Here is a 20,447-nt window from a genome sequence, read left to right as displayed (position 1 = left end):
GTCGAGGGCCACGGCGGCGCGGACAGCCGTCGGGCCGCCGGACGGGCACGCCGAGTTATGCCGCGAATCGCAGGGCCCGGTCGTTGGGCGCGGACAAGTCGAGTTCCGGCCCGAGCGGCACGATCCCGGTCGGATTGATGGTCGGGTGGCTCTCGTAATAGTGCCGCTTGATATGCGTGAGGTTCACGGTCGGCGCGACGCCCGGGAGCGCGTAGAGGTCGCGCAGGTAGTTCGACAGGTTGGGATAGTCCGCGATCCGGCGCCTGTTGCACTTGAAGTGGCCGACATAGACCGCATCGAACCGCACCAGTGTGGTGAACAGGCGGATATCCGCCTCGGTCAGCCGGGCGCCGCAGAGATAGCGGCCGCGGTCGAGGCGTGCTTCCAGCGCGTCGAGTTCCGCGAACAGGGCCTCGAAGGCGTCCGCGTAGGCCGCCTGCGCGGTGGCGAAACCCGCCTTGTACACGCCGTTGTTCACCCGGTCGTAGATGCGGGCGTTCAGCGCGTCGATCTCGGGACGCAGATCCTCCGGATAGAGATCGGGCCCGATGCCCCCGAAGGCGCCGTTCAGCATCCGCAGGATCTCGGCGGATTCGTTCGACACGATGGTGGCGCGCTGCCGGTCCCAGAGCACCGGCACCGTCACGCGGCCGGTATAGGTCGGCTCCGCCGCCAGATAGACCTCGTACAGGCGCCGGGCGCCGTGGATCGGGTCGGGCGTCGCGCCCGGCGTGTCGCCGAACACCCAGCCCTCCGCGCCCATATGCGGATCGACCACCGAGACGCCGATCGCGTCCTCCAGCCCCTTCAGCGCGCGGCCGATCAGGGTGCGGTGGGCCCAGGGGCAGGCCAGCGAGACGTAGAGGTGGTAGCGGCCCGGCGTGGCGGGAAAGCCGCCCTCCCCCGAAGGCCCCGGCGATCCATCGGCCGTGACCCAGTTGCGGAAAGCTGAGGCCTGCCGCTCGAAACGGCCGCCCGTGGAGGCGGTGTCGTACCATTGGTCGCGCCAGACGCCGTCTACCAGAAGGCCCATCGTCGTATCCTGCCAGCCCGCGATCCCGCGATCAGATGGGTCTCGCGGCGTTCGCGGGAAGGCGCCGGGCGCGTTTCACGCGGCGCGCGACGCGTTCCCGCCAGCCCGCGATTTCTGCGCAAGGCAGGCTTGCGCGCGCCCTTCTGTTGCAGTGCAACAAAATCCGGCATTCCTCCCCGACCCAGTCGCGGCCGGACCGGTCGCGTGACGCATGTATGGAGGTGGAGTGATGTCGTTCGCGCTGGTGCCCGTCGCCGAGGCGGCCCTGTTCACGTTCGGATGCTTGGTGATCCACGCTCTGAGACGCCACGCGGACGTGGTCACGGCGACGCTGGCCTGCCTCGCCACCCTCCTCGTCCTCATGATCGGGATCGCCTGCGCACCGGAATCCTTCGCCAAGTATCAGGCGGCCGGCATCAACGATTTCGCCCGCCTGGACACGGCGATCTACTGATCGGCGCCCACCCGCGGTTTCAGGCCGTCCCGCCGGATCTGCGCGAGGCGCCCGCCGGTCCCGCGCTGGCCCGCGACCGTGACGTCGAAATCGTCCTTCGGCAGACGCGCCAGGAACCGCTCGGCCACTTCGAAGAGCAGAATGTCGGGGCGCACGCGCTCGATATAGGGCCAGTCCAGGCCCGACGACCAGACGAAGTGAACCTCGCAAAAACTTTCGGCGAGGAGCCCGGTCAGCATGAACGGGTCGAAATGCGCGCAGGAATCGCCGAACAGGACGAGCCGGCGCGGATCGGCGGTGGACGCGTCGTTCCGGTAGACGACATGCGCGCCGACATGCACCTCCCGGTCGCGCCCCGCTGTCTCGTAGGCGGCGAGCAGCGGACCGGTCTCGACCCGGCGTGAGTCGCGCTGCAGCCCGAAGCGCTCGATGCGCTCCCGGGGCCGCTCGCGGAGTTTCTCGCCGAGATCCATCAACTCGTCCGAGACGATCTTCGGGCGTGCGCCGATATCGGCGGGCGGGATCGCTCCGAGCACCCGCATGATCTCGCGATAGGCCAGCAGGCAGCCCTGCGCGGTCCAGTGGGTGTCGGTGCGCAGGTAGAGCGGCACCGGCCCGTTCCGGGCGGCCCGGAGCGGAGCGAGCAGATCGAGATAGGCGGGATGGCGCGCGAGAAGCCGGGCGAGACGGCGGGTCGAGGCCCCGGCCGGATCGTAGCGCAGGCCGTCGGTCCGGTCGTCGTAGACCGACAGCTTCTCCGGCACGATCACGTGGAGGCAGCGGATGCCGAGGCTTTCCGCGCGCCGGGCGCGGGCCCGGATCAGCCGCGCCCAGCTCCGCAGCAGGAGCCAGTGCCGCAGGCCGCCCCGGTAGCGGTCCAGGACCCGGTTGGTGCCCCCGATGAGAAACAACCAGCCGTCGCGGCCGACATGAACGCTCTCCCTGCCTGCAGACATGGCGGTGCTTTAGCCGCACCGCGACCGGGCGACTAGGCCGGACCCGCCGCGTGCAGCCGCGCGTTCGACTGGGATGCCGCCCTCCTCCGTCCTGGCCCTCGAAGAGCCCGTCGAAGCGCCACGCCCGGCCCGCCTGTGGCGCCCGCGCCGGGTGCTGGTGACGCCGGCGGCGCTGGAGCACGCCCACGGCCGGGCGATGCTGGCACGTGCCGAAGCGCTGGGCTTGGCCGTCGAGCGCCTGTCGGCCAACCGCCTGCCGAGCCCGCGCGAGCCGGACCCGCGCCGCGCCTACGCGGCCGCCAAGGCGACCCTCGCGCTGACGGTGGCGCCGCCGACCAAGCTGCGGCTCCAGCCGATCCCGCCCTCCGCCGACTGGCGCTTCGACCTCGCCGAGGGCTGCCCGGCCCATTGTCAGTACTGCTACCTCGCGGGCTCGCTGCAGGGGCCGCCGGTGACGCGCGCCTACGCCAATCTCGACGCGATCCTGGGCAATCTCGACGCCTATGCGGGGCGCGGCGCCGTGACCTCGGCCTCGGCCGAGCGGGCGCAGGAGGGCACCACCTTCGAGGCCTCGTGCTACACCGATCCGCTCGGCATCGAGCACCTCACCGGTTCGCTCTCGGCGGCGATCCGGCATTTCGGGGCCTGGGATGCGCCGGTGCAGTTGCGCTTCACCACGAAATTCGCCGCCGTCGCGCCGCTCCTCGATCTGCCCCACAACCGGCGCACGCGCATCCGTTTCTCGGTCAATGCCCGGCCGGCCGCCCGCTACGAGGGCGGCACCGACACCCTCGATGCGCGGCTCTCGGCTTTGGGCCAGATGGCGCGGGCGGGCTACCCCGTGGGCCTGACCATCGCGCCGATCCTGCCGGTTCCGGATTGGGAGGCGGCCTATGCCGGGCTGATCCGCGACGCCGCCGACGCGCTCGCCGGCGTGCCGGATCTCGACCTCACCGCGGAGCTCATCACCCACCGCTTCACCCCCGGCTCGAAGGCGGTGCTGCGCGGCTGGTATCCGGGCTCGAACCTGCCCCTCGACGAGGCCGAGCGCGTGGAGAAGCGCACCAAGTTCGGCTCGGTGAAGCATGTGTTCCCGAAGCCGCTGATGCAGGCGATGCGCCAGCATCTCACCGCCTGTCTCGCCCGGGACCTGCCGGCGGCGCGGGTGCTGTACTGGACCTGAGGCTCGCGGGCGCCATCTCGGCCCGATGCAAGACGCGGCCCCCCTGATCCTGACGCTGGCCTTCGACGAGCCGACCTTCGCGCGCTTCGACGGCGAGCGCCGCCGGTTCTTTCCCGAGGCGCTGAACGTCATCCCGGCCCACGCGACGCTGTTCCACCACCTGCCGGGGGATCGGGAGCGCGGTGTCATCGAGGCCATTACCGCCCTCGCCCGGACGCTCCCGCCCCCGGAGGTCGCCGTGACGGGCGTCCGCTTCACCGGCCGCGGCGTCGCCTACGCGCTCGAATCCGAGGCGCTGTCGGGTTTCCGCAGCCGGCTCGCGAAGGAATTCGGCCCGCACCTCACCGCGCAGGACCGGCAGGGCTGGCGTCCGCACGTGACGGTGCAGAACAAGGTCGATCCCGCGACGGCGCGGGCGCTGCACGCCGATCTCCAGGCCGGCTTCGCGCCGTTCCGCTTCACCGCCCCGGCGACGCTGCTGTGGCGGTATCTCGGGGGGCCGTGGGAGGAACTGGCCCGCCTGCCTTTCGGTGAGAATGCCTGATGCGACATCCGGAGACCGCGCCGTGAAGGTCCCCGGCACCCTGCGGCACAGCCGCCTGATCGAGCCCGCCACGGCATTCTGGCTGCGGCTGCGCCTCAACGAGGTCGGGCCCCTCGTGGCGCTCCTCGGCCTCAGCATCCTGGGCTACGGCTTCTTCTTCCTCGCCCACGAGGTCGGCGAGGGCTCGACCGCCGCCCTCGACCGCCGGATCCTGCTGGCTCTGCGCAACCCCGCCGATCTCTCCGACCCGATCGGGCCGCCCTGGCTCGAAGAGACGATGCGCGACATCACCGGTCTCGGCAGCGTCTTCACGGTGCTGTTCCTGACCTGCGCGGTGGCAGCCTATCTGGCGGCCGCCGGGCGGCGGCGGATCGGCCTCTACGTGCTCGCCGCGGTGGGCAGCGGCGAGTTGGTCTCGACGGTCTTGAAGCTGTTCTACAACCGGCCGCGGCCGGACCTCGTCCCGCACGGCATGGAGGTGTTCACCGCGAGCTTCCCCAGCGGCCACGCGACCATGTCGGCCATCGCTTACCTGACGCTGGCCACCCTGGTGGCGCGGGTGGAGCAGAACCGCCGCGCGAAGGCCCTCCTGATCGGGCTCGGCGTGAGCGTGACGCTGCTCGTCGGGCTCAGCCGGATCTATCTCGGCGTCCATTGGCCGAGCGACGTGCTGGCCGGCTGGTGCATCGGCGCCGCCTGGGCGTGCCTGTGCTGGTTCGTCGCCCTCCAGCTGCAGCGCCGCGGCAATGTCGAGGCTCCGGATCCTCCGCCCCCGGCGTGACCGGCGCGTCCGCGCGCCGCGGGAAACAGCCTGAAGCCTGGTGGCGTTCTCCGAACGGACGGATCCGCCCATGGCGGTATCCGCCCCCTCCCCGGCGCCCCGGCGCCGCCCCTCCGACCAGCGATACGGCGAGGCCCATGGCGGACGACGACACACGGCTCTCTCGACGCACCCTCCTGGCCGCGGGCAGCGCCCTGGCGGGCGCGGCGATCGGCGGCAACGGCGCCCAGGCGGCTCCGCCGGCGCCCTCGGTCCCGGCCGATACCGGCGCGGTCCAGGGCGGCCGGGTGATGTTCCCGAACTGGCGCGGCTCGGGCGACCGTCCGCCGGCGCCGACCCCCGCGCCGCAGCCCCCCGGCCAGCGCGTCGGCTACTGCGTCGTCGGCCTCGGGCGGCTGAGCCTCGACGAGATTCTTCCCGCCTTCGGCGAGGCCAAGCGCTCGCGGCTCGCCGCGGTGATGTCGGGCTCCCCCGACAAGGCCAAGCTCGTGGCCCGCCAGTACGGCCTGCCGGATGACGCAGTCTACGGCTACGACGAATGGGATCGGCTCGAGGCCAATCCGGATGTCCACGCGGTCTACGTGGTGACGCCGAACGGCGTCCATCGCGACAACGTCGTGGCGGCCGCGGCCGCCGGCAAGCAGGTGCTCTGCGAGAAGCCGATGGCGGTCTCGTCGCAGGAATGCCGCGACATGATCGCGGCCTGCGCCAAGGCCAACGTCAAGCTGATGATCGCCTATCGCTGCCAGTACGAGCCGCACAACCGCGCGGTCATCAAGCTCGCCCGCACCGGCGAGTTCGGCAAGCCGAAGCTGATCCAGGCCTTCAACGGACAGACCACCGGCCTGCCGGAGCAGTGGCGCCTGCGCAAGGCGCTGTCGGGCGGCGGCTCGCTGCCGGATATCGGGCTCTACTGCCTCAACACGACCCGTGCGGTGCTGGGCGAGGAGCCGGACCAGATCCAGGCGCAGATCCATTCGCCGCCCGACGATCCGAAGTACCGCGAGGTCGAGGAGACGGTGAATTTTACCATGCGCTTCCCCTCGGGGGTGATCGCGCAGTGCCAGTCGAGCTACGGCGTCTACGAGGCGCGCAGCCTGACGCTTCACACCAGCAACGCCTCGATCGATCTGCAGAACGCCTTCGCCTATCAGGGCCAGCGGCTGTTCGTGGGCCACCGGGACGGCAAGAATGCGGCCCGGGACGAGAAGATCCTCAGCCCGAAGAACCAGTTCGCCCTGGAGATGGACCACTTCTCCCGGTGCGTTCAGGAGAACCTGCGCCCGCGCACCCCCGGCGAGGAGGGATTGCAGGATCAGGTGTTGATGGAGGCGATCTACGAGGCCGCCCGCACCGGGGCGCCGGTGAAGGTCGGGCCGCCCGTGGGCGCCGGCTCCGGCCTCGACGTCACGCGCGGGCCGGACCCGGAGGAGGCGGGATAGCGAGCGGCGCTCAATGCGACGCCGCGTCGAGGCTGAGCTGGGGAGATTTTCGCAGCTCGGTGCTGATAAGCGTGAAGATCTGTTTGGCTGCCGCGGTCAGGCCTGTCATGTGAATACAGGCGTGCACCATTCCTTCGAGTAATATCAATCGTGTTGCGACGCCGGATCGTTCGAGTTTGCGTGCATAATCGGATCCTTCGGAACGAAGCGGATCGAATTCGCATACGAGAATTGTAGCGGGTGGTAGCTGGTGCGTCGCGGCCCGCCCGGGAACGGCATAGTCGGGTGCGCCATCGTCGAGGCTGCCAAGATATGTCGTCCAGCAGAGTCGCATGATGTCAAGCGTCAGATAATAGCCTTCCATGAATTGCTGATAGGATGGCGTGCCAAAATCAATATTGAGTGCGGGGTAGATCAAGATCTGATGGGCGATCCTGGGGGCTCGGCGGTCTCGCGCCACGAGCGTCGTAGCGGCGGCAAGGTTGCCGCCGGCGCTGTCCCCTGCCACGACGATGCGGTTCGGATCGATGGCCAGTTCGGCGGCGTGCTCGGCCACCCAGCACAAGGCCGCATAGACATCGTCCAGCGGCGCCGGGAACGGATGTTCCGGCGCGAGACGGTAATCGATCGCGAAGACGACGCAGCCGGTCGCGTTCGTCAGGGCGCGGCACGGCGCATCATAGGCGGCCAGCGAGCCGAGGCACCACCCGCCCCCATGGGCGAAAACGATGGCCGCCATGGCTTCGTCCCCATCGACGGGCCAGTAGGCACGGATCGGGACAGGAGACGCCATCGCCGTGTCGCCCGGGCGGAAGTCGCGGACGCGCGCGACGGCTTCGGGCGCCGCTTGCAGCGCGACGAGCGAAGCCTCGGTCTGAGCGCGCAGTTCGGCCAGCGAGTCGGGTGCGGCGCCTGTATCCCGCGCCAGAAATGCGGCGATGTCTGGATCGAGCGCCATCGTAAGCCTAAGCCTCCCTCAGGAACGGCAGAAGTTCTGTACAGAATTCATTCGAGCATTCTTCCATGATGAAATGTCCACAATCAGCGATGATGCCGCCGCGCAAGTCGGCCGCGTGTGGACCAAGCGTCGACATCGGGGCGTCCGCCGTGGCACAATCGGCGCCAAGCGCAAGAACTGGCATGCTTAATGGCCGTTTTGCGCGCTCGACATTCTGTCGAATCGTCTCGGGAATCGCGCGGTAGTAGGAGAGCCCCGACCGAATTCCGCCGGGGCTGGCATAGGCTTGAACATACACGTCAACGGCCACGCGGTCACGGCGGTGGGCCCAATTATCGAAAATGAACTCCAAGTATCCTTTTTCCCGTCCAGCGATCAAGAATTCCGGCAGGTCACGAACTTGGTTGAACATGAAATGCCAGAGGAAGATGTTTTCGGCCGGGGACGCAAAGATCGTCGGCGCTGAAGCAAGACCGGGAATGACCGCTTCGGTCAAGGCGAGACGGCTCACGGCGTCCGGATAGTCGCTCGCGAGGGCATAGCCCACCCACATGCCGACATCGTGACCGACAACCTGATAGCGTTCATGCCCGAGCGCCTGCATCAGCCGATGGAGCTTCGAAGCGGCCGCACCTGTGTCGTAGCCGGCATCCGGACGGCTCGAAGAGCCGGTGCCGACCGGATCGACCGCTATGGCCTCGAAGCCGTTCGCCGCGAGAACCTGCATGATATGGCGCCACGCATACCAAGTCTGTGGCCACCCGGGGATCAGCAGAACCGGCCGCCCGTCGCCCAGGATGGCACAATGCAAGCGCGCATCGTCAATGCGAATATAGCAATGCTGCGCGGATTCCGCCTGTAACTCTGTTTTCATGTCGAAGATCCTCCCTGATCAGGCGATGCCGAGCAGCGTGTTCACGCCAGCCGGGTCGAGCGGGGTGCCCGCAAAGTCATCGAAGATCCTGTCGGTGACCCGGATGATGTGGTCCTGGATGAAGTCCGCGCCTTCACGCGCACCATCGTCCTGATTCTTCAGGCAGCATTCCCATTCGAGGGTCGCCCAACCGCCGAAGCCGTACTGCGTGAGCTTCGAGAAGATGCCCTTGAAGTCGACCTGTCCGTCGCCGAGCGATCGGAATCGTCCGGCCCTGTTCGCCCAGGATTGATAGCCGCCGTAGATTCCCTGGCGGCCGGTTGGAATGAACTCCGCATCCTTCACATGGAACATGCGGATTCGCTCGCGATAGATGTCGAGGAAATCGAGGTATTTGAGCTGCTGCAGGACGAGATGACTGGGATCGAAGAGGATCCCGCAGCGGGGATGGCCGCCGACACGGTCGAGCAGCATCTCGAAGGTCACGCCGTCATGCAGATCCTCACTCGGATGGATCTCGTAGCAGAGATTGACGTCCTGCTCGTCGCAGACATCCAGGATGGGCCGCCATCGCCTAGCTAATTCGTCGAACGCTGCCGTGACGAGACCTTCGGGACGTTGCGGGAACGGGAAGACGTAGGGCCACGCGAACGATCCCGAGAAGGTGCCCATCTCGGTCAATCCCAGCCGGCGGGAGGCCCGGGCAGCCAATTGGATCTGATCGAGAGCCCACGCGGTGCGCGCAGCGCTGTTTCCGTGGACGGCCTCCGGCGCGAAGGCATCGCAGAGCGCGTCGTAGGCCGGGTGGACAGCCACCAGTTGACCGAGAATGTGCGTGGTCAGCTCGCTGATCGCGAGGCCATGTTGTGCGACGACGCCGGTGATTTCGTCGCAGTAATCGCGGCTCTCCGCGGCTGTTCGCAGATCGAGCAGGCGCGCGTCCCAAGCGGGGATCTGCAGCGCTTTGAAGCCGCGCTCGGATGCCCATGCGGCCAGCGACCCGAGGCTGTTGAATGGCGGTTGCGCGTCGCTGAACTGCGCGAGGTGGAGGCTCGGACCCTTGATCGTTCGCATAGGCGGACCATTGTTTGTTGATCAACAAAGAATGGTCCGCCTATCTCAGTCCGTCAAGCATGTTGTTTGTCGATCGGAAAAAAATTGGTGGAGCGATGGCGGGTCGGCCACGGGAATTCGATCGGAATGTGGCTCTCGTAAGGGCTCAGCGGGCGTTCTGGACGCGCGGCTACGAGGGGACGTCCATGGCAGACCTCGTGAACGCGCTCGGCATCGCGTCGGCTCGGATCTACGCGGCGTTCGGTTCGAAGGTGGCGCTCTTCCGCGAAGCCGTGGAGCATTATGAGGCCGGCGCCGGCGGCTTCGCGACCCGTGCGCTCGCTGAGGAACTGACGGCTCGGCAAGCGATCGAGCGCCTGCTGCGTGAAGCTGTTGAACTTTACACGCGCGGCGATGGCCCGAAGGGGTGCATGGTCGTTGCGGCAGCGACCAATTGCGCTGCCGAGAACGACGCGGTGGCCGATTGGCTGGCTGAGCGTCGCCGGCTGCGCACGGCGTCGATTGTCGAGCGCCTGGAGCGCGCGGTCACCGAGGGTGAGTTGCCATCCAGTTCCGACGCGGCAGCATTGGGCGACCATTACGCCGCCCTGCTGCACGGATTGTCGGTTCAGGCCCGCGATGGGGTTCCGCGGGAGCGCCTGCTCGCTCTGATTCCCCCGGCCCTGACCCTTCTCGGACCGACGACACCGGATCCGATATGACGGCGATCATGCCGACGGAGGCCCCTCAGAACGGCAGCAAAATATCCACGATCTGCTGGCCGTAGCGCGGCTGCTGTACGTCGGTGATCTGGCCGCGGCCGCCATAGGCGATGCGGGCCTGGGCGATCTTGGCCGAGTCGATGGTGTTGTCCGACTCGATGTCCTCCGGCCGGACCACGCCGGCCACCACCATCTCGCGGATCTCGAAATTCACCCGGATCTCCTGCTTGCCCTCGACCACGAGGTTGCCGTTGGGCAACACCTGGGTGACCACCGCGGCGACGTTCGTCGTCACGGTCTCGGCCCGCTGGACGGAGCCGGCCCCGTCGTTGGCGGTCGCCGAGGTGGCGGAGAGCAAAGCCGTGCTGCCGACGCCGAAGGACTTGCCGACCGCGTTGTTCTCCAGCCCCAGGGCGTTCGGCAGGCCGAAGCTCTCGGTGTTGGCGCGGCTCCGCTTCGTTTCGTTGCTGATGTTGGCCTGATCGGTGACGTTGACCTTCACGGTCAGGATGTCGCCGAGCCGGGCGGCGCGCTGGTCCTTGAAGAAGGCGCGCGAGCCGGTGCGCCAGAGCGAGTTCGGCGCGTAGGAGACCGGCTGCACGTCGGGCATCGGCATCCGCACCGGTTTGTAGCCGGGCTGCGTGGTCGGGTCCTCGATCGCCGACAGGGCCGGGGTCGCGCCGACCTGCGAGAGCCGGTCCGCGGTGTTGCAGGCGCCGAGCGCACCGGCGATCAGCGCGGCGGCGAGGGGCTTGAAGGCGGTGCGAGGGGCCATCGGGGTACTCATGAACGCGTGCGGAACGGGCGATCAGCGCAAGGACGCGGTCGCCTGGATCGGGGTCGCGGAGGCCTGCTGCAGGGGCGCGGGGCTGGGGCCGACCGAAACCCGGCCGGGGCCGACCACGGTCGCCTGAAGGACCTTCTGGGAGGCGGTGTTGACGACGTTGACCACGGCGCCGAGGCGGCCGCCCTGGTTGGCGAGGCCGCGCATCGCGAGGCTGATGCTCGGCGTCTCGTACACGATGGTCACGCTCTCGCCCCGGACTACGAGCTCGGGCGGGGCGGTGTCGCTGATCCGGAGCACCGTGCCGGCCGCCAGCGCGTGCTGGGCGACCTCGCCGACGGCGCCGGCGCTCGCCTGCGCGTCCGACGGGACGGTTTCGCGCGGCCGGCGTTCCAGGGCGAAATCGCCCTCCTTCATCGTCTCGCCGCGGTCGAGGGACCGGGTGAGCACCGCCACGTCGCGCATCTCGAGAACGATTCCGGAGACGCGCAGCGAGGCCTGCCGCTCGCCGATGCTGACGAGGCCCGCGACCCGGCGGGAGCGCGCATCGTAGGTCAGGTCGAGGGCCGCGGCCTGTCCCGCAAGATCGGCCGGCGCCAGCAGGGTCGGGCCCTCGCCGTCGAACCGGATCGACACATTGGCCGGGGCGAGGCCGTAGCCGGTCTCCAGCCCGCGCTTGAGCGCGGCCTCGATCTCCGGCGGCCCGATGCGGCGGGCGGCGCGCTGGACGGCGATCTGCATCCGGCCACCGGTCTCCAGGCCGGTCAGGCCGAGGGCTGCGGCGGCCTCGACGATCCGGCGGCTCTGGATCGTCCCGGTGGCGCCCAGGGCCGGCGAACGGAACAGCGGCCGCCCGGCGAGGCCGGCCGGCGCCCCCTCCACGAGGTCGGCGAGGGTCAGGATGTCCCCGCGGGCGGTCACGTCGCCGCGCAGGCGCAGGCCGTCCGCCCGCGCCATGGCGGGGATCGCCAGCGCCCCGAGCGTCGCGAAGGCCAGCACGGCCAGCAGCGTCCGGAGCAGCACGGCCATGCCGAGCGGCGCCACCCGCGGCCGGGGCCGGCGGACGATCGGGCTGAGGTCGCTCTCGTCCGCCGCCGTGCTGACGAGCGGCAGGACGGAGGTCTCGAAGGCGGAGTCCACGGAGGCGGAATTTTGGGGCAGGCCGGCATACATCGTCGGAAATCTCAGCGGCGCGCTTAGCTGCGGAACATCTGCGAGGCGGTGGAGAGCATCTGGTCGGCGGCGGTGACGACCTTCGAGTTCATCTCGTAGGCGCGCTGCGCCGCGATCAGCGACGAGATCTCGGTGACGGCGTTCACGTTGGCCTCCTCCAGGTAGCTCTGCTGGAGGTTGCCGAAGCCCTCCGACCCCGGCAGCGCGCTGATCGCCGGGCCGGAGGCGGCGGTCTCCACGAACAGGTTGTCGCCGATCGATTCGAGGCCGACCTTGTTGATGAAGCGCGAGAGCTGGAACTGGCCGAGCGCCTGCGGCGCGGTCTGGCCCGGCAGCGTCGCCTGCACGGCGCCGGTGGCGCTGATCGTCACCGAGGTCGCGGTCTGCGGCACGGTGATCGCCGGATCGAGCAGGTAGCCGTCGCGGGTGACGAGCTGGCCCGAGGCCGAGAGGTCGAAGGAGCCGTCCCGCGTGTAGGCGGTGCGCCCGTCCGGCATCGTCACCCGGAAGAAGCCCTCGCCGCGGATGGCGACGTCGTAATCCTTCTCGGTCGAGGTGAGCGTGCCCTGCGACATCACCCGGGCGGTGGAGGTCGTCTTCACGCCCGAGCCGATCGCCAGCCCCGCGGGGAGCTGCGTGTTCTGCTCGGAGGTCGAGGATCCGGCTCGGCGCAGGTTCTGGTAGAGCAGATCCTGGAAATGCACCTGCTGGCGCTTGTAGCCGGTGGTGCGCAGGTTCGCGATGTTGTTGGAGATGACCTGAACGTTCAGTTCCTGGGCCGCCATGCCGGTGGCGGCTGAGTAGAGGGCGCGCATCGCTCAAGCCCCCTTACGCGACGTTGGCGAGGCGGCTGATCGCCGAGCCCCGCAATTCGTCGAGGCGCGAGATCATGCTCGACACCATGGTGTAGGTGCGGTTCACGTCCATCAGCCGGGTCATCTCGATCACCGGGCGGACGTTGGAGCGCTCCAGCGCCCCGGATTCCAGGCGTCCCTCGAAACCGGCCGGGCTGCCGGCCTCCTGCGTCGCGTAGAGGTTGCCGCCCTCGTTGGTGAGCCCCTGCGGGTTGGCGAAGGTCACGAGCTTGATCCGGCCGCGGATGCCGAGATTGGTCGAGACCGTGCCGTCGCTGCCGATGGCGAGCCCGGTTTCCTGCGCGTTGATGGTGATCGGGCCGCCGTCGCCCGCCACGGGATAGCCGTCGCTGGTCACCAGCGTGCCCTGCGGATTGATCTCGAAGGCGCCGTTGCGGGTGTAGCGCTCGCCCTGGGGCGTCTGCACGGCGATGAAGGCCGAGCCCTTGACGGCGACGTTGAGCGGGTTGCCGGTCTGCTCGATCGGGCCCTGGCCGAGGTCGAGGGTGGTGCCCTGGTCGATGACGTAGGAGAGCTTCCGGTCCGGACGGGCGAAGGAATCCGCGCTCGCCACCGGCATCAGGTATTCCTGGAAGCGGCTGCTGCGGGACTTGAACCCGTTGGTCGAGACGTTCGCCATGTTGTTGGCGATCACGTCCAGCTCGCGCTGGAGCGCCACTTGGCTCGACACGCCGATGAAGAGGGCATTCTGCATCGTGAACTCTGGGACTCGCCGCCGCGGTGGCGGCAACGATCCGTTCAGCATGCGCCGTGCCAGCGGTGCCGGGGCGGATTTCGTTATAAATCTGAATGGTTTGGCGAGGGATCCGTTTGCCCTTCCCGGGGGCCGTGACTGCGTTGCGGCAAACATGGCCCGGCAGGAATTGCCCGCTTAACGGCACGTTAACCGTGATGCTTCGATATCGGGGCGTACCCGAGCGCGGATATCCGCGAGAGAGCATTATTCCATGGCCAAGAAGCCCAAGAAGGCCTCTGCCGAGGAGGGCGAGGCCGGAGCCGACAGCGCCCCGAAGGGCAAGAAGAAGCTCATGATCATCGTGGCCGTCGCGGTCCTGGCGCTCGCTGGCGGCGGCGGTGCGTTCCTGCTGATGGGGCGTGGCGGCCACGGCGACGGCGCCGAGGCCTCCGCGGGTGGGCATGGCGGCGGCCACGGGGGCGCCCATGGCGACGCCGCCACCGGTCCGGACGGCAAGAGGCCCGTGGTCTTCGTCGACGTCCGCGAGATGCTGCTGAACCTCAGCCCCGACCTGCCGCAGGACAAGACCAAATACGCCAAGGTGCGGCTCGCCCTCGAACTGAAGGATGCCAAGGTCGAGGAGGAGGTGAAGCCTCTGATGCCGCGCGTCGAGGATGCGCTGCAGGTCTACATGCGCGAGCTGCGCCCGAGCGACCTCACCAGCTCGCTGGGCCTGTTCCGGCTGCGCGAGGAACTGCTGCGCCGCGTCAACATCGCCCTCTATCCGGTCCGGGTCGAGGCCGTGCTGTTCAAGGATGTGATCGTCCAGTGACCCGCCCCCTTCCCGTCACCGTTTCGGCGCGCGTCTGATGGATCCCGAGGACGAACTCCCGGAGGACGATTGGTCGGCGGCCCTGCTGGAGCAGGGGGCCGAGGGCGGCGATTCCTCGCTCGCCGAGGAATGGGGCGCGGCCCTCGCCGAACAGGGGACCACGCGCAACGCAGGCGACGTCGCTGCCGAATGGGCGACGATGATCGAGGACGGGGAGAGCGACAATCTCCCCGAACTCGCCGGCAACGACCGGGTGCTCAACCAGGACGAGATCGACAGCGTCCTCGGCTTCTCCATGCGCGAGCTCTCGGCCTCAGGGGCCGGGGGTGTGCAGGCTATCGTCGATTCGGGCGTCGTCCAGTACGAACGCCTGCCGATGCTGGAGATCGTCTTCGACCGGATGATCCGGTTGCTGTCGACCTCCCTGCGCAACCTGTTCCAGGACAACGTCGAGGTGACCCTCGACAACATCACCTCGGTGCGCTTCGGCGACTATCTGAACGCGATCCCGCTGCCGACCCTGCTCGGCGTGTTCCGGGCCGAGCAATGGGAAAATTCCGGCCTCGTCACGGTCGATTCCAACCTCGCCTACGCGACCTTCGACCTGCTGCTCGGCGGCAAGCGCGGCGGCACGTCGAGCCGCCTCGACGGGCGGCCGTTCACCGCCATCGAGATGACGCTGGTGCGCCGCCTCGTGGAGATCGTGCTGGGCGATCTGGAGCTGTCGTTCCAGCCCCTCTCGCCCGTGACCTTCGGCATCGACCGGATCGAGACCAACCCGCGCTTCGCCACCATCACGCGGCCGGGCAACGCCGCGATCCTGATCAGCCTGCGCCTCGACGTCGACGGGCGCGGCGGCATGCTGCAGATCCTGTTCCCCTACGCGACGATCGAGCCGATCCGGGAACTGCTCACCCAGAGCTTCATGGGCGAGAAGCTCGGCCGCGACCAGGTCTGGGAGGGCCACCTCGCCACGGAGATCTGGCAGGCCGACGTGACCATGGAGGCGGTGCTGCACGAGATGATGCTGCCCCTGAAGCAGGTCATGAGCCTCAAGGTCGGCGAGACGCTGATGTTCGACGCCAAGCCGTCGGACCTCATCACCGTGCGCTGCGGCGACTGGGCGCTGACGCAGGGGCGGATGGGCCGGGTCGACGGCCACATCGCCGTGCAGGTCACCCGTCCGCTGCGCCGCTCGCGCACGACGATCCAGGCCTACGAGGCCTCGATGAACAACCGTTCGGACAGTTAGGGCCGATGAGGGTCGCGTCATGAGTCTCTTCGTCACCCTCGCCGCCGACATCCTGGTGGCGGTCCTGCTGGCGGCCACCATCGTCTCCTCCCTGCGGCTGTCGCGCCGGATCGGCCAGCTCAAGGGCGACGAGGCGGCGCTCCGCCAGACGATCGGCGATCTGATGGTCGCCACCGGCACCGCCGAGCGGGCCATCGCGGGCCTGCGCGCCGCGATCGATGAATCCGATCGCACCCTCAACGCCCGCCTGGAGGCGGCGAGCGCCCGCGCCGCCGAACTGACCGAGCAGGTTGAGGCCGGCGAGACGGTGGTGGCCCGGATCGGCGCGATCGTGGCGCAGATGCGTGCCGTGCCGGCCCGGCAGGAGCCGGCGCCCGTCGCACCGGCGGCACCGGAGCCGGCGCCGTTCCGGCCCGAGCCCGTGAGCCCGAACGGGGAGCGCCTCGGGGCCGCCGCCGCGGCCGCGCTCGCCATGAGCGAGCGCGCGCTGGCCCGCGTCCGGGCGCGCGCCGCGTGACCGGAGTCAAGGCCCCGAAGATCCCGCCCCCGAAGCCGGATCCTGAGGAGAAGCTGCGCCGCGCCGCCATGGCGCGGCGCAGTGCGCCCCCCACCCCCAAGCCGGCGCGGCCGATCCGGCTGCGCCTCGTCGACGCCGTGGCCATCGCGGCCGGCGGGCTCCTCGTGCTCAAGCTGCTCAGCCTGCTGCAGGCCGGACTGCCGGAAAGCGGCGCGCTGCCGGAATTCGGACGGGCGGTGGCCCGGGCCCGCACCGGCTTCGACGTCCCCGACCCCGTCACCACGGGATCGGTGGGCGCCAAGGAGGACAAGGCTGCGCCTGCCGAGGCTCTGTCCGAGAAGTCTCCCGAGAAACCCCCGGAGGCGCCGCCCGCCGCGCAAGGGTCGGGCTCGCCGACCGAGCGCGTGCTCCTCGAAAAGCTCGGCGCCCGGCGGGACGCCCTGCGCCAGAAGAGCGACGAATTGGATCTGCGCGAAAAGATGCTGGGCGAGGCCGAGCGGAAGCTCGAGACCGGGCTCGGCGACCTCAAGAAGGCCGAGGACAAGGTCGAGTCGGTCGCCAAGGCGAAGGAGGAGGCCGAGAAGCAGGGGCTGAAGAACATCGTCACGATGTACGAGGCGATGAAGCCCAAGGACGCGGCCCGGGTGTTCGATAGGCTCGGCCATGACGTTCTGGTGCCGATCGTGCTGGCCATGAACCCGCGCAAGATGGCCGAGGTGCTGGCGGTGATGCAGCCCGAGGCGGCCGAGCGCCTGACGGTGGCGCTCGCCAACCGCGCCCGCGGCACGGCCGGCGCGCAGGCTCAGGCCGGCGCGGGTCTGCCGGCGAACGAGCTGCCGGCGATCGATCCGGGAGCGCCGGGGCGGTAGGGCGAAGCGCTCCGCCGACCGGGCTCGCGGTACACCTTTGACCGGTGGTGCCGATTTGTCGGCGCGGTGTAGAATCGGGCGCAAACACAGATGCCGCCATTCCCGAGCGGCGCCCTGGGAGACGCCGGATGTCCGAACTCGCAACCCTGCGCGGCCTCTCTGGCCTCAGCCGGGAGCCCGCCCCCCTGAAGGGCTCGGCGCTCGTGCTCATCGACCTGCAGCAGACCTACCGCGCGGGAATCATGCGCCTCGACGGGGTCGAGCCCGCGATCCGCGAGGCGGCGGATCTGCTGGTCCGGGCGCGGCAGGCCGGGATCCCGGTCTTCCACATCCGCCACGATGCCGGGCCGGGCTCGCCCTACGACGTGACCGCGCCGATCGGCCAGATCAGCCCCGAGGTGGCGCCGCAGGGCGAGGAGCCGGTGATCACCAAGGCCTATCCGAGCTCCTTCTTGGGCACCGACCTCCAGGCGCGGCTGGAGGCGGCTCGCGTGAAGGACGTCGTCCTGGCGGGTTTCATGACGCATATGTGCGTGAATTCCACCGCCCGCAGCGCCTTCAATCTCGGCTTCCGGCCGACCGTCGTGGCCTCGACCACGGCGACGCGGGACCTGCCGGGGCCTGACGGGTCCGTGGTGCCCGCCGCCCAGCTCCAGGCCGCGAGCCTCGCTGCCCTCGGCGACCTCTTCGCCGTGGTGGCGCGCCGGCAGGCCGACATCCCGGATTGAGATGAGCAAGGCGGTGACGGTGGCTGGACTCAGGCCGTCATCTGCCCCAGCGCGGCGACCACCTCCGTCAGGACCGGCCGCCGGATCGGGTCGGGCTGCGTGCAGGCCTGCTCCAGCGACCGCAGCTCCACGGACGGCGCATCGCAGCGGTCGAGGAGTTCACCGAGCAGGGTCCCGAAGGCCCGCGCCTCGATCCGCGCCAGCGCCGCGCCTTCCGGCCCGTCCGGCAGCGCCGAGGCGGCCCCGAAATCGCTGAGCACGGCCGCGCCGGTCTCGGCATCCCAGAGCGTGTTGTGGGCGTAGAGATCGCCGTGGATCAGGCCGCGCCCGTGCAGGTGAGCTGCCGCCTCCGCCACGGATCGCGCGATCCGCAAGGTCCGCGCCGGATCGAGCCGGAGATCCGGGTCGTAGACGTCGCGGCTGCAGCTCGCGAGGCTCGGCGGGCCGGCGAGCACGGTCCAGTGCGGCGGCAGGAGCCGGAGCAGGAGACCCTCCGCACTCTCGGGGTGGCCGTCGAGCCGGCCGACCGCCCCGGTCAGCGCCGGATGCGTGCCGGCGGCGAGGCAGGCCTCCATCTCGCGCGCCGGCAGGCCGTCGCTCGTCATCGCGCCCTTGAACAGCTTCAGCGCCACGGCCTGCCCGCGCCAGACCGCCCGGTGGACCCGGCCCGAGGCCCCCTCCCCGAGCAGGTCGCCGACCTCCAGTTCGGCCCAGGGCACCCGCGCCGCCGGGGCCGGCTCCGTCGCCGGCTCGGCAGGATTGCCCGCATAGGCGGTCCAGGCGAGGCGCGGCAGGCGCGTCAGCCAGGGCGGCAGCGCGTCGAGGCGGTTGCAGGCGAGCCGGATCAGTTCGAGGTTGCCGGCCGCCGACAGGCTGTCGGGCAGGGCCGCGATCCGGTTGCCGGCCAGCATCAGTTTTTGCAGCAGCGGCCGCTCCCCGAGGGCCGCCGGCAGGGTCTCGATCCGGTTGTCGGTCAGCGTCAGCCAGCGCAGGTCGCGCGGCAGCGACTCCGCCGGCACCGCCTCAATGCCGCAGCCGCGGAAGCCGAGCTGGCTCAAGCTCGGGCAGTCGCCCAGCACCGGCGGCAGGCGCGGGAACGGGTTGCCCGAGGCGAACAGCACCCGCAGGTTGCGCAGCCGCCCGAGATCGGCCGGCAGGTCGGTCAGGCTGCCCCGGCCGAGATCCAGAACCTCCAGCGTGTCGGCGAGCGCGAAGACCTCCGGGGGTACCTCGGTGAGCCCGTCGGGCAGGCGCAGCTCGCGTGCGCCGGCGAGGTCGCCGCGCCGCAGGGCGGCCAGCGTTTCGGTCCGGTCCAAGCCTCAGCCCCGCTTGAAGAAGGCGTCGGCCGCCCCCTGCGCCGCCTGCTTGGCCGCCCGTGCCGCCTCAATCCGGGTGATTTCGGCCCGCAGCAGCGCGATCCGCGCGTCGAGGTCCGAAAGCGAGAGCGTATCCAGCGGCTGCCCGATCTCGTGGGACACGGCCCTGCGCGGCCGGTCGTCGTCGTCCCGCATATGTCCTCCTACAGGAAGGGTCGTCCGGCGCCGTCCCAGGGCAGGCCGAGATGGGCCGCCAAGGTGGCGCCGATATCCGCAAAACTGTCCCGCCGGCCGATGGCGCGCCCCGCCATTCCGGGGCCGAAGGCCAGGACCGGCACCTGCTCGCGGGTATGGTCGGTCCCGGTCCAGGTCGGGTCGTTGCCGTGATCGGCGGTGATGAGCGCGAGGTCGCCCGGCCGGAGCGCCGCCCGGATCTCGGGAACCCGCGCGTCGAAGGCTTCGAGTTCGGCGGCGTAGCCCGGCACGTCCCTTCGGTGGCCGTATTCGGTGTCGAAATCCACGAGGTTGACGAAGATCAGGCCGCCATCGGGCAGGTTCTTGAGGGCGTCGAGCCCGGCCGTGAGGCAGGCCGCGTTCGGCCCCGGCTTGATCTCGCGGCCGGTGGCCCGGTGGGCGAAGATGTCGCCGATCTTGCCGACGCTCACGATGCTGCGGCTTGCCGCCTCGGCCCGGTCGAGCAGGGTGCGGCCGGGGGGCTCGACCGCGAAATCCTTGCGGTTGCCGGTGCGGCGGAACCCCGCCTCCGCCGAGCCCACGAAGGGCCGGGCGATCACCCGGCAGACCCGGTAGGGATCGCACAGGCGCCGCGCCACGCGGCAGAGGTCGTAGAGCCGCTCCAGCCCGAACGCTTCCTCGTGGGCGGCGATCTGGAAGACGCTGTCGGCCGAGGTGTAGCAGATCGGCTTACCCGTCCGGACGTGCTCGGGACCAAGGTCGTCGATGATGGCGACGCCCGACGCGTGCCGGTCGCCCAGGATGCCGGTCAGGCCGCCCTCGGCGATCAGGGCCTGCGTGAGTTCGGGTGGGAAGGTCGGCCGCGTCTCGGGGAAGTGGCCCCAGGGCTGCGACAGGGGCAGGCCGGTGATCTCCCAATGGCCCGACGGCGTGTCCTTGCCGGCGGCCGTCTCCACGGCATGGCCGTAGGCCCCGTCCGGCTCGCCCGCGGGCGCGAGGCCGGGCGGGATCCGGCCCGAGGCGCCGGCGGCCGCCAGCCCGAGCCCGAGGGATGCGAGGTGCGGCAGGCGCAAGGGGCCGGCGCGCAGGCCATCCCGGTCGCCGCGGCCCGCCGCGCAGGCTTCCGCGATGTGCCCGAGCGTGTCGGAGCCGGCATCGCCGTAGGCTTCGGCATCCGGCGCCCCGCCGATGCCGACGGAATCGAGGACGATGAGCAGGGCGCGCGGCACG

General features: G+C 69.9%; 23 protein-coding genes. 11 read left to right on the top strand and 12 right to left on the bottom strand.

Annotation, left to right across the window (positions count from 1 at the left end):
• Nucleotides 1-55 precede the first annotated feature (55 nt).
• Nucleotides 56-1,033, bottom strand: coding sequence for a glutathione S-transferase family protein (locus FVE89_RS28920; protein ID WP_161393602.1), 978 nt, complete (start codon nucleotides 1,031-1,033; stop codon nucleotides 56-58).
• 229 nt (nucleotides 1,034-1,262) lie between these two features.
• Between FVE89_RS28920 and FVE89_RS28915 the strand changes: the two genes are divergently transcribed.
• Nucleotides 1,263-1,487, top strand: a complete 225-nt coding sequence (locus FVE89_RS28915) for a hypothetical protein (RefSeq protein ID WP_161393601.1) — start codon at nucleotides 1,263-1,265, stop codon at nucleotides 1,485-1,487.
• Here FVE89_RS28915 and FVE89_RS28910 read toward each other — a convergent pair.
• Complete coding sequence (locus FVE89_RS28910) at nucleotides 1,481-2,443, bottom strand: hypothetical protein (RefSeq protein ID WP_161393600.1); 963 nt, start codon at nucleotides 2,441-2,443, stop codon at nucleotides 1,481-1,483. The genes FVE89_RS28915 and FVE89_RS28910 overlap by 7 nt on opposite strands.
• A 73-nt stretch (nucleotides 2,444-2,516) precedes the next feature.
• Between FVE89_RS28910 and FVE89_RS28905 the strand changes: the two genes are divergently transcribed.
• From FVE89_RS28905 to FVE89_RS28890, 4 genes are all read left to right on the top strand, one after another.
• Nucleotides 2,517-3,626, top strand: a complete 1,110-nt coding sequence (locus tag FVE89_RS28905; protein ID WP_161393599.1) for a spore photoproduct lyase family protein — start codon at nucleotides 2,517-2,519, stop codon at nucleotides 3,624-3,626.
• 25 nt (nucleotides 3,627-3,651) lie between these two features.
• Entirely contained in the window at nucleotides 3,652-4,170 is a 519-nt protein-coding gene (locus FVE89_RS28900; RefSeq protein WP_161393598.1) for a 2'-5' RNA ligase family protein, read from the top strand.
• Between the two features lie 22 nt (nucleotides 4,171-4,192).
• Nucleotides 4,193-4,951, top strand: a complete 759-nt coding sequence (locus FVE89_RS28895; RefSeq protein ID WP_161393597.1) for a phosphatase PAP2 family protein — start codon at nucleotides 4,193-4,195, stop codon at nucleotides 4,949-4,951.
• A gap of 137 nt (nucleotides 4,952-5,088) precedes the next feature.
• Complete coding sequence (locus tag FVE89_RS28890) at nucleotides 5,089-6,393, top strand: Gfo/Idh/MocA family oxidoreductase (RefSeq protein WP_161393596.1); 1,305 nt, start codon at nucleotides 5,089-5,091, stop codon at nucleotides 6,391-6,393.
• Nucleotides 6,394-6,403: 10 nt separating this feature from the next.
• Here the strand turns inward: FVE89_RS28890 and FVE89_RS28885 are convergent, their stop codons facing one another.
• Genes FVE89_RS28885 through FVE89_RS28875 form a run of 3 tightly spaced genes read right to left on the bottom strand, consistent with a single transcriptional unit; the run spans nucleotide 6,404 to nucleotide 9,299 of the window.
• A complete protein-coding gene (locus FVE89_RS28885; protein ID WP_161393595.1) occupies nucleotides 6,404-7,351 on the bottom strand; it encodes an alpha/beta hydrolase in 948 nt (315 codons plus the stop codon).
• Nucleotides 7,352-7,358: 7 nt separating this feature from the next.
• Nucleotides 7,359-8,225 carry an alpha/beta hydrolase gene (locus FVE89_RS28880; RefSeq protein ID WP_161393594.1) on the bottom strand — a complete coding sequence of 289 codons (867 nt, stop codon included), beginning with the start codon at nucleotides 8,223-8,225 and terminating at the stop codon, nucleotides 7,359-7,361.
• Nucleotides 8,226-8,243: 18 nt separating this feature from the next.
• Complete coding sequence (locus FVE89_RS28875; RefSeq protein WP_161393593.1) at nucleotides 8,244-9,299, bottom strand: sugar phosphate isomerase/epimerase; 1,056 nt, start codon at nucleotides 9,297-9,299, stop codon at nucleotides 8,244-8,246.
• A 59-nt stretch (nucleotides 9,300-9,358) separates the two neighbouring features.
• Here FVE89_RS28875 and FVE89_RS28870 point away from each other — a divergent pair, with 59 nt between their 5' ends.
• Entirely contained in the window at nucleotides 9,359-10,000 is a 642-nt protein-coding gene (locus FVE89_RS28870; protein WP_281409027.1) for a TetR/AcrR family transcriptional regulator, read from the top strand.
• A 25-nt stretch (nucleotides 10,001-10,025) separates the two neighbouring features.
• On the opposite strand, the gene flgH is transcribed toward FVE89_RS28870, so the two are convergent.
• The 4 genes from flgH to flgF are packed head-to-tail and all read right to left on the bottom strand — an operon-like array spanning nucleotide 10,026 to nucleotide 13,526.
• Nucleotides 10,026-10,775, bottom strand: coding sequence for a flagellar basal body L-ring protein FlgH (gene flgH, locus FVE89_RS28865; protein WP_161393592.1), 750 nt, complete (start codon nucleotides 10,773-10,775; stop codon nucleotides 10,026-10,028).
• Between the two features lie 33 nt (nucleotides 10,776-10,808).
• Nucleotides 10,809-11,957: a flagellar basal body P-ring formation chaperone FlgA gene (gene flgA / locus FVE89_RS28860; RefSeq protein WP_161393591.1), complete on the bottom strand. Its 1,149-nt coding sequence runs from the start codon at nucleotides 11,955-11,957 to the stop codon at nucleotides 10,809-10,811.
• A gap of 23 nt (nucleotides 11,958-11,980) precedes the next feature.
• The gene (gene flgG, locus FVE89_RS28855; protein ID WP_161393590.1) at nucleotides 11,981-12,772 is read right to left on the bottom strand and encodes a flagellar basal-body rod protein FlgG; all 792 of its coding nucleotides are present in this window, start codon (nucleotides 12,770-12,772) and stop codon (nucleotides 11,981-11,983) included.
• A 13-nt stretch (nucleotides 12,773-12,785) separates the two neighbouring features.
• Nucleotides 12,786-13,526: a flagellar basal-body rod protein FlgF gene (gene flgF, locus FVE89_RS28850; protein WP_161393589.1), complete on the bottom strand. Its 741-nt coding sequence runs from the start codon at nucleotides 13,524-13,526 to the stop codon at nucleotides 12,786-12,788.
• A 253-nt stretch (nucleotides 13,527-13,779) separates the two neighbouring features.
• Here flgF and fliL point away from each other — a divergent pair, with 253 nt between their 5' ends.
• The 5 genes from fliL (at nucleotide 13,780) to FVE89_RS28825 (ending at nucleotide 17,706) form a co-directional block, all read left to right on the top strand.
• The gene (gene fliL, locus FVE89_RS28845) at nucleotides 13,780-14,340 is read left to right on the top strand and encodes a flagellar basal body-associated protein FliL (protein ID WP_161393588.1); all 561 of its coding nucleotides are present in this window, start codon (nucleotides 13,780-13,782) and stop codon (nucleotides 14,338-14,340) included.
• Between the two features lie 34 nt (nucleotides 14,341-14,374).
• Nucleotides 14,375-15,592 (top strand): flagellar motor switch protein FliM, encoded by a 1,218-nt coding sequence (fliM, locus tag FVE89_RS28840; RefSeq protein ID WP_161393728.1) that lies wholly within the window; start codon nucleotides 14,375-14,377, stop codon nucleotides 15,590-15,592.
• A 19-nt stretch (nucleotides 15,593-15,611) separates the two neighbouring features.
• Nucleotides 15,612-16,109, top strand: a complete 498-nt coding sequence (locus FVE89_RS28835; protein WP_161393587.1) for a DUF6468 domain-containing protein — start codon at nucleotides 15,612-15,614, stop codon at nucleotides 16,107-16,109.
• On the top strand, nucleotides 16,106-16,978 hold the full coding sequence (locus tag FVE89_RS28830; protein ID WP_342389951.1) for a hypothetical protein: 873 nt from the start codon (nucleotides 16,106-16,108) through the stop codon (nucleotides 16,976-16,978). The genes FVE89_RS28835 and FVE89_RS28830 overlap by 4 nt, the downstream gene beginning before the upstream one ends.
• Before the next feature lie 128 nt (nucleotides 16,979-17,106).
• Complete coding sequence (locus FVE89_RS28825) at nucleotides 17,107-17,706, top strand: cysteine hydrolase family protein (protein ID WP_161393586.1); 600 nt, start codon at nucleotides 17,107-17,109, stop codon at nucleotides 17,704-17,706.
• Between the two features lie 29 nt (nucleotides 17,707-17,735).
• Here FVE89_RS28825 and FVE89_RS28820 read toward each other — a convergent pair whose 3' ends face one another.
• From FVE89_RS28820 to FVE89_RS28810, 3 genes are read right to left on the bottom strand one after another with little or no spacing between them, the layout of a single operon-like run.
• Nucleotides 17,736-19,022: a leucine-rich repeat-containing protein kinase family protein gene (locus tag FVE89_RS28820; protein WP_161393585.1), complete on the bottom strand. Its 1,287-nt coding sequence runs from the start codon at nucleotides 19,020-19,022 to the stop codon at nucleotides 17,736-17,738.
• A gap of 3 nt (nucleotides 19,023-19,025) precedes the next feature.
• Nucleotides 19,026-19,217 carry a DUF1192 domain-containing protein gene (locus FVE89_RS28815; RefSeq protein WP_161393584.1) on the bottom strand — a complete coding sequence of 64 codons (192 nt, stop codon included), beginning with the start codon at nucleotides 19,215-19,217 and terminating at the stop codon, nucleotides 19,026-19,028.
• Between the two features lie 8 nt (nucleotides 19,218-19,225).
• Complete coding sequence (locus tag FVE89_RS28810; protein WP_161393583.1) at nucleotides 19,226-20,446, bottom strand: phosphopentomutase; 1,221 nt, start codon at nucleotides 20,444-20,446, stop codon at nucleotides 19,226-19,228.
• Nucleotide 20,447 lies beyond the last annotated feature (1 nt).

Origin of the sequence: Methylobacterium sp. 2A (assembly GCF_009806555.1) — a bacterium.
Classification (GTDB): domain Bacteria; phylum Pseudomonadota; class Alphaproteobacteria; order Rhizobiales; family Beijerinckiaceae; genus Methylobacterium.
Note: the sequence above shows the minus strand (reverse complement) of the source record. Positions and strands in the feature narration are given on the sequence as shown.

Excerpts from the sequence above, each read along its gene's own strand:
- FVE89_RS28920 (WP_161393602.1), bottom strand. The coding sequence starts at position 1,033 with ATGGGCCTTCTGGTAGACGGCGTCTGGCGCGACCAATGGTACGACACC.
- FVE89_RS28915 (WP_161393601.1), top strand. The coding sequence starts at position 1,263 with ATGTCGTTCGCGCTGGTGCCCGTCGCCGAGGCGGCCCTGTTCACGTTC.
- FVE89_RS28910 (WP_161393600.1), bottom strand. The coding sequence starts at position 2,443 with ATGTCTGCAGGCAGGGAGAGCGTTCATGTCGGCCGCGACGGCTGGTTG.
- FVE89_RS28905 (WP_161393599.1), top strand. The coding sequence starts at position 2,517 with ATGCCGCCCTCCTCCGTCCTGGCCCTCGAAGAGCCCGTCGAAGCGCCA.
- FVE89_RS28900 (WP_161393598.1), top strand. The coding sequence starts at position 3,652 with ATGCAAGACGCGGCCCCCCTGATCCTGACGCTGGCCTTCGACGAGCCG.
- FVE89_RS28890 (WP_161393596.1), top strand. The coding sequence starts at position 5,089 with ATGGCGGACGACGACACACGGCTCTCTCGACGCACCCTCCTGGCCGCG.
- FVE89_RS28885 (WP_161393595.1), bottom strand. The coding sequence starts at position 7,351 with ATGGCGCTCGATCCAGACATCGCCGCATTTCTGGCGCGGGATACAGGC.
- FVE89_RS28880 (WP_161393594.1), bottom strand. The coding sequence starts at position 8,225 with ATGAAAACAGAGTTACAGGCGGAATCCGCGCAGCATTGCTATATTCGC.
- FVE89_RS28875 (WP_161393593.1), bottom strand. The coding sequence starts at position 9,299 with ATGCGAACGATCAAGGGTCCGAGCCTCCACCTCGCGCAGTTCAGCGAC.
- FVE89_RS28870 (WP_281409027.1), top strand. The coding sequence starts at position 9,359 with ATGTTGTTTGTCGATCGGAAAAAAATTGGTGGAGCGATGGCGGGTCGG.
- flgH (WP_161393592.1), bottom strand. The coding sequence starts at position 10,775 with ATGGCCCCTCGCACCGCCTTCAAGCCCCTCGCCGCCGCGCTGATCGCC.
- flgA (WP_161393591.1), bottom strand. The coding sequence starts at position 11,957 with ATGTATGCCGGCCTGCCCCAAAATTCCGCCTCCGTGGACTCCGCCTTC.
- flgG (WP_161393590.1), bottom strand. The coding sequence starts at position 12,772 with ATGCGCGCCCTCTACTCAGCCGCCACCGGCATGGCGGCCCAGGAACTG.
- flgF (WP_161393589.1), bottom strand. The coding sequence starts at position 13,526 with ATGCAGAATGCCCTCTTCATCGGCGTGTCGAGCCAAGTGGCGCTCCAG.
- fliL (WP_161393588.1), top strand. The coding sequence starts at position 13,780 with ATGGCCAAGAAGCCCAAGAAGGCCTCTGCCGAGGAGGGCGAGGCCGGA.
- FVE89_RS28835 (WP_161393587.1), top strand. The coding sequence starts at position 15,612 with ATGAGTCTCTTCGTCACCCTCGCCGCCGACATCCTGGTGGCGGTCCTG.
- FVE89_RS28825 (WP_161393586.1), top strand. The coding sequence starts at position 17,107 with ATGTCCGAACTCGCAACCCTGCGCGGCCTCTCTGGCCTCAGCCGGGAG.
- FVE89_RS28815 (WP_161393584.1), bottom strand. The coding sequence starts at position 19,217 with ATGCGGGACGACGACGACCGGCCGCGCAGGGCCGTGTCCCACGAGATC.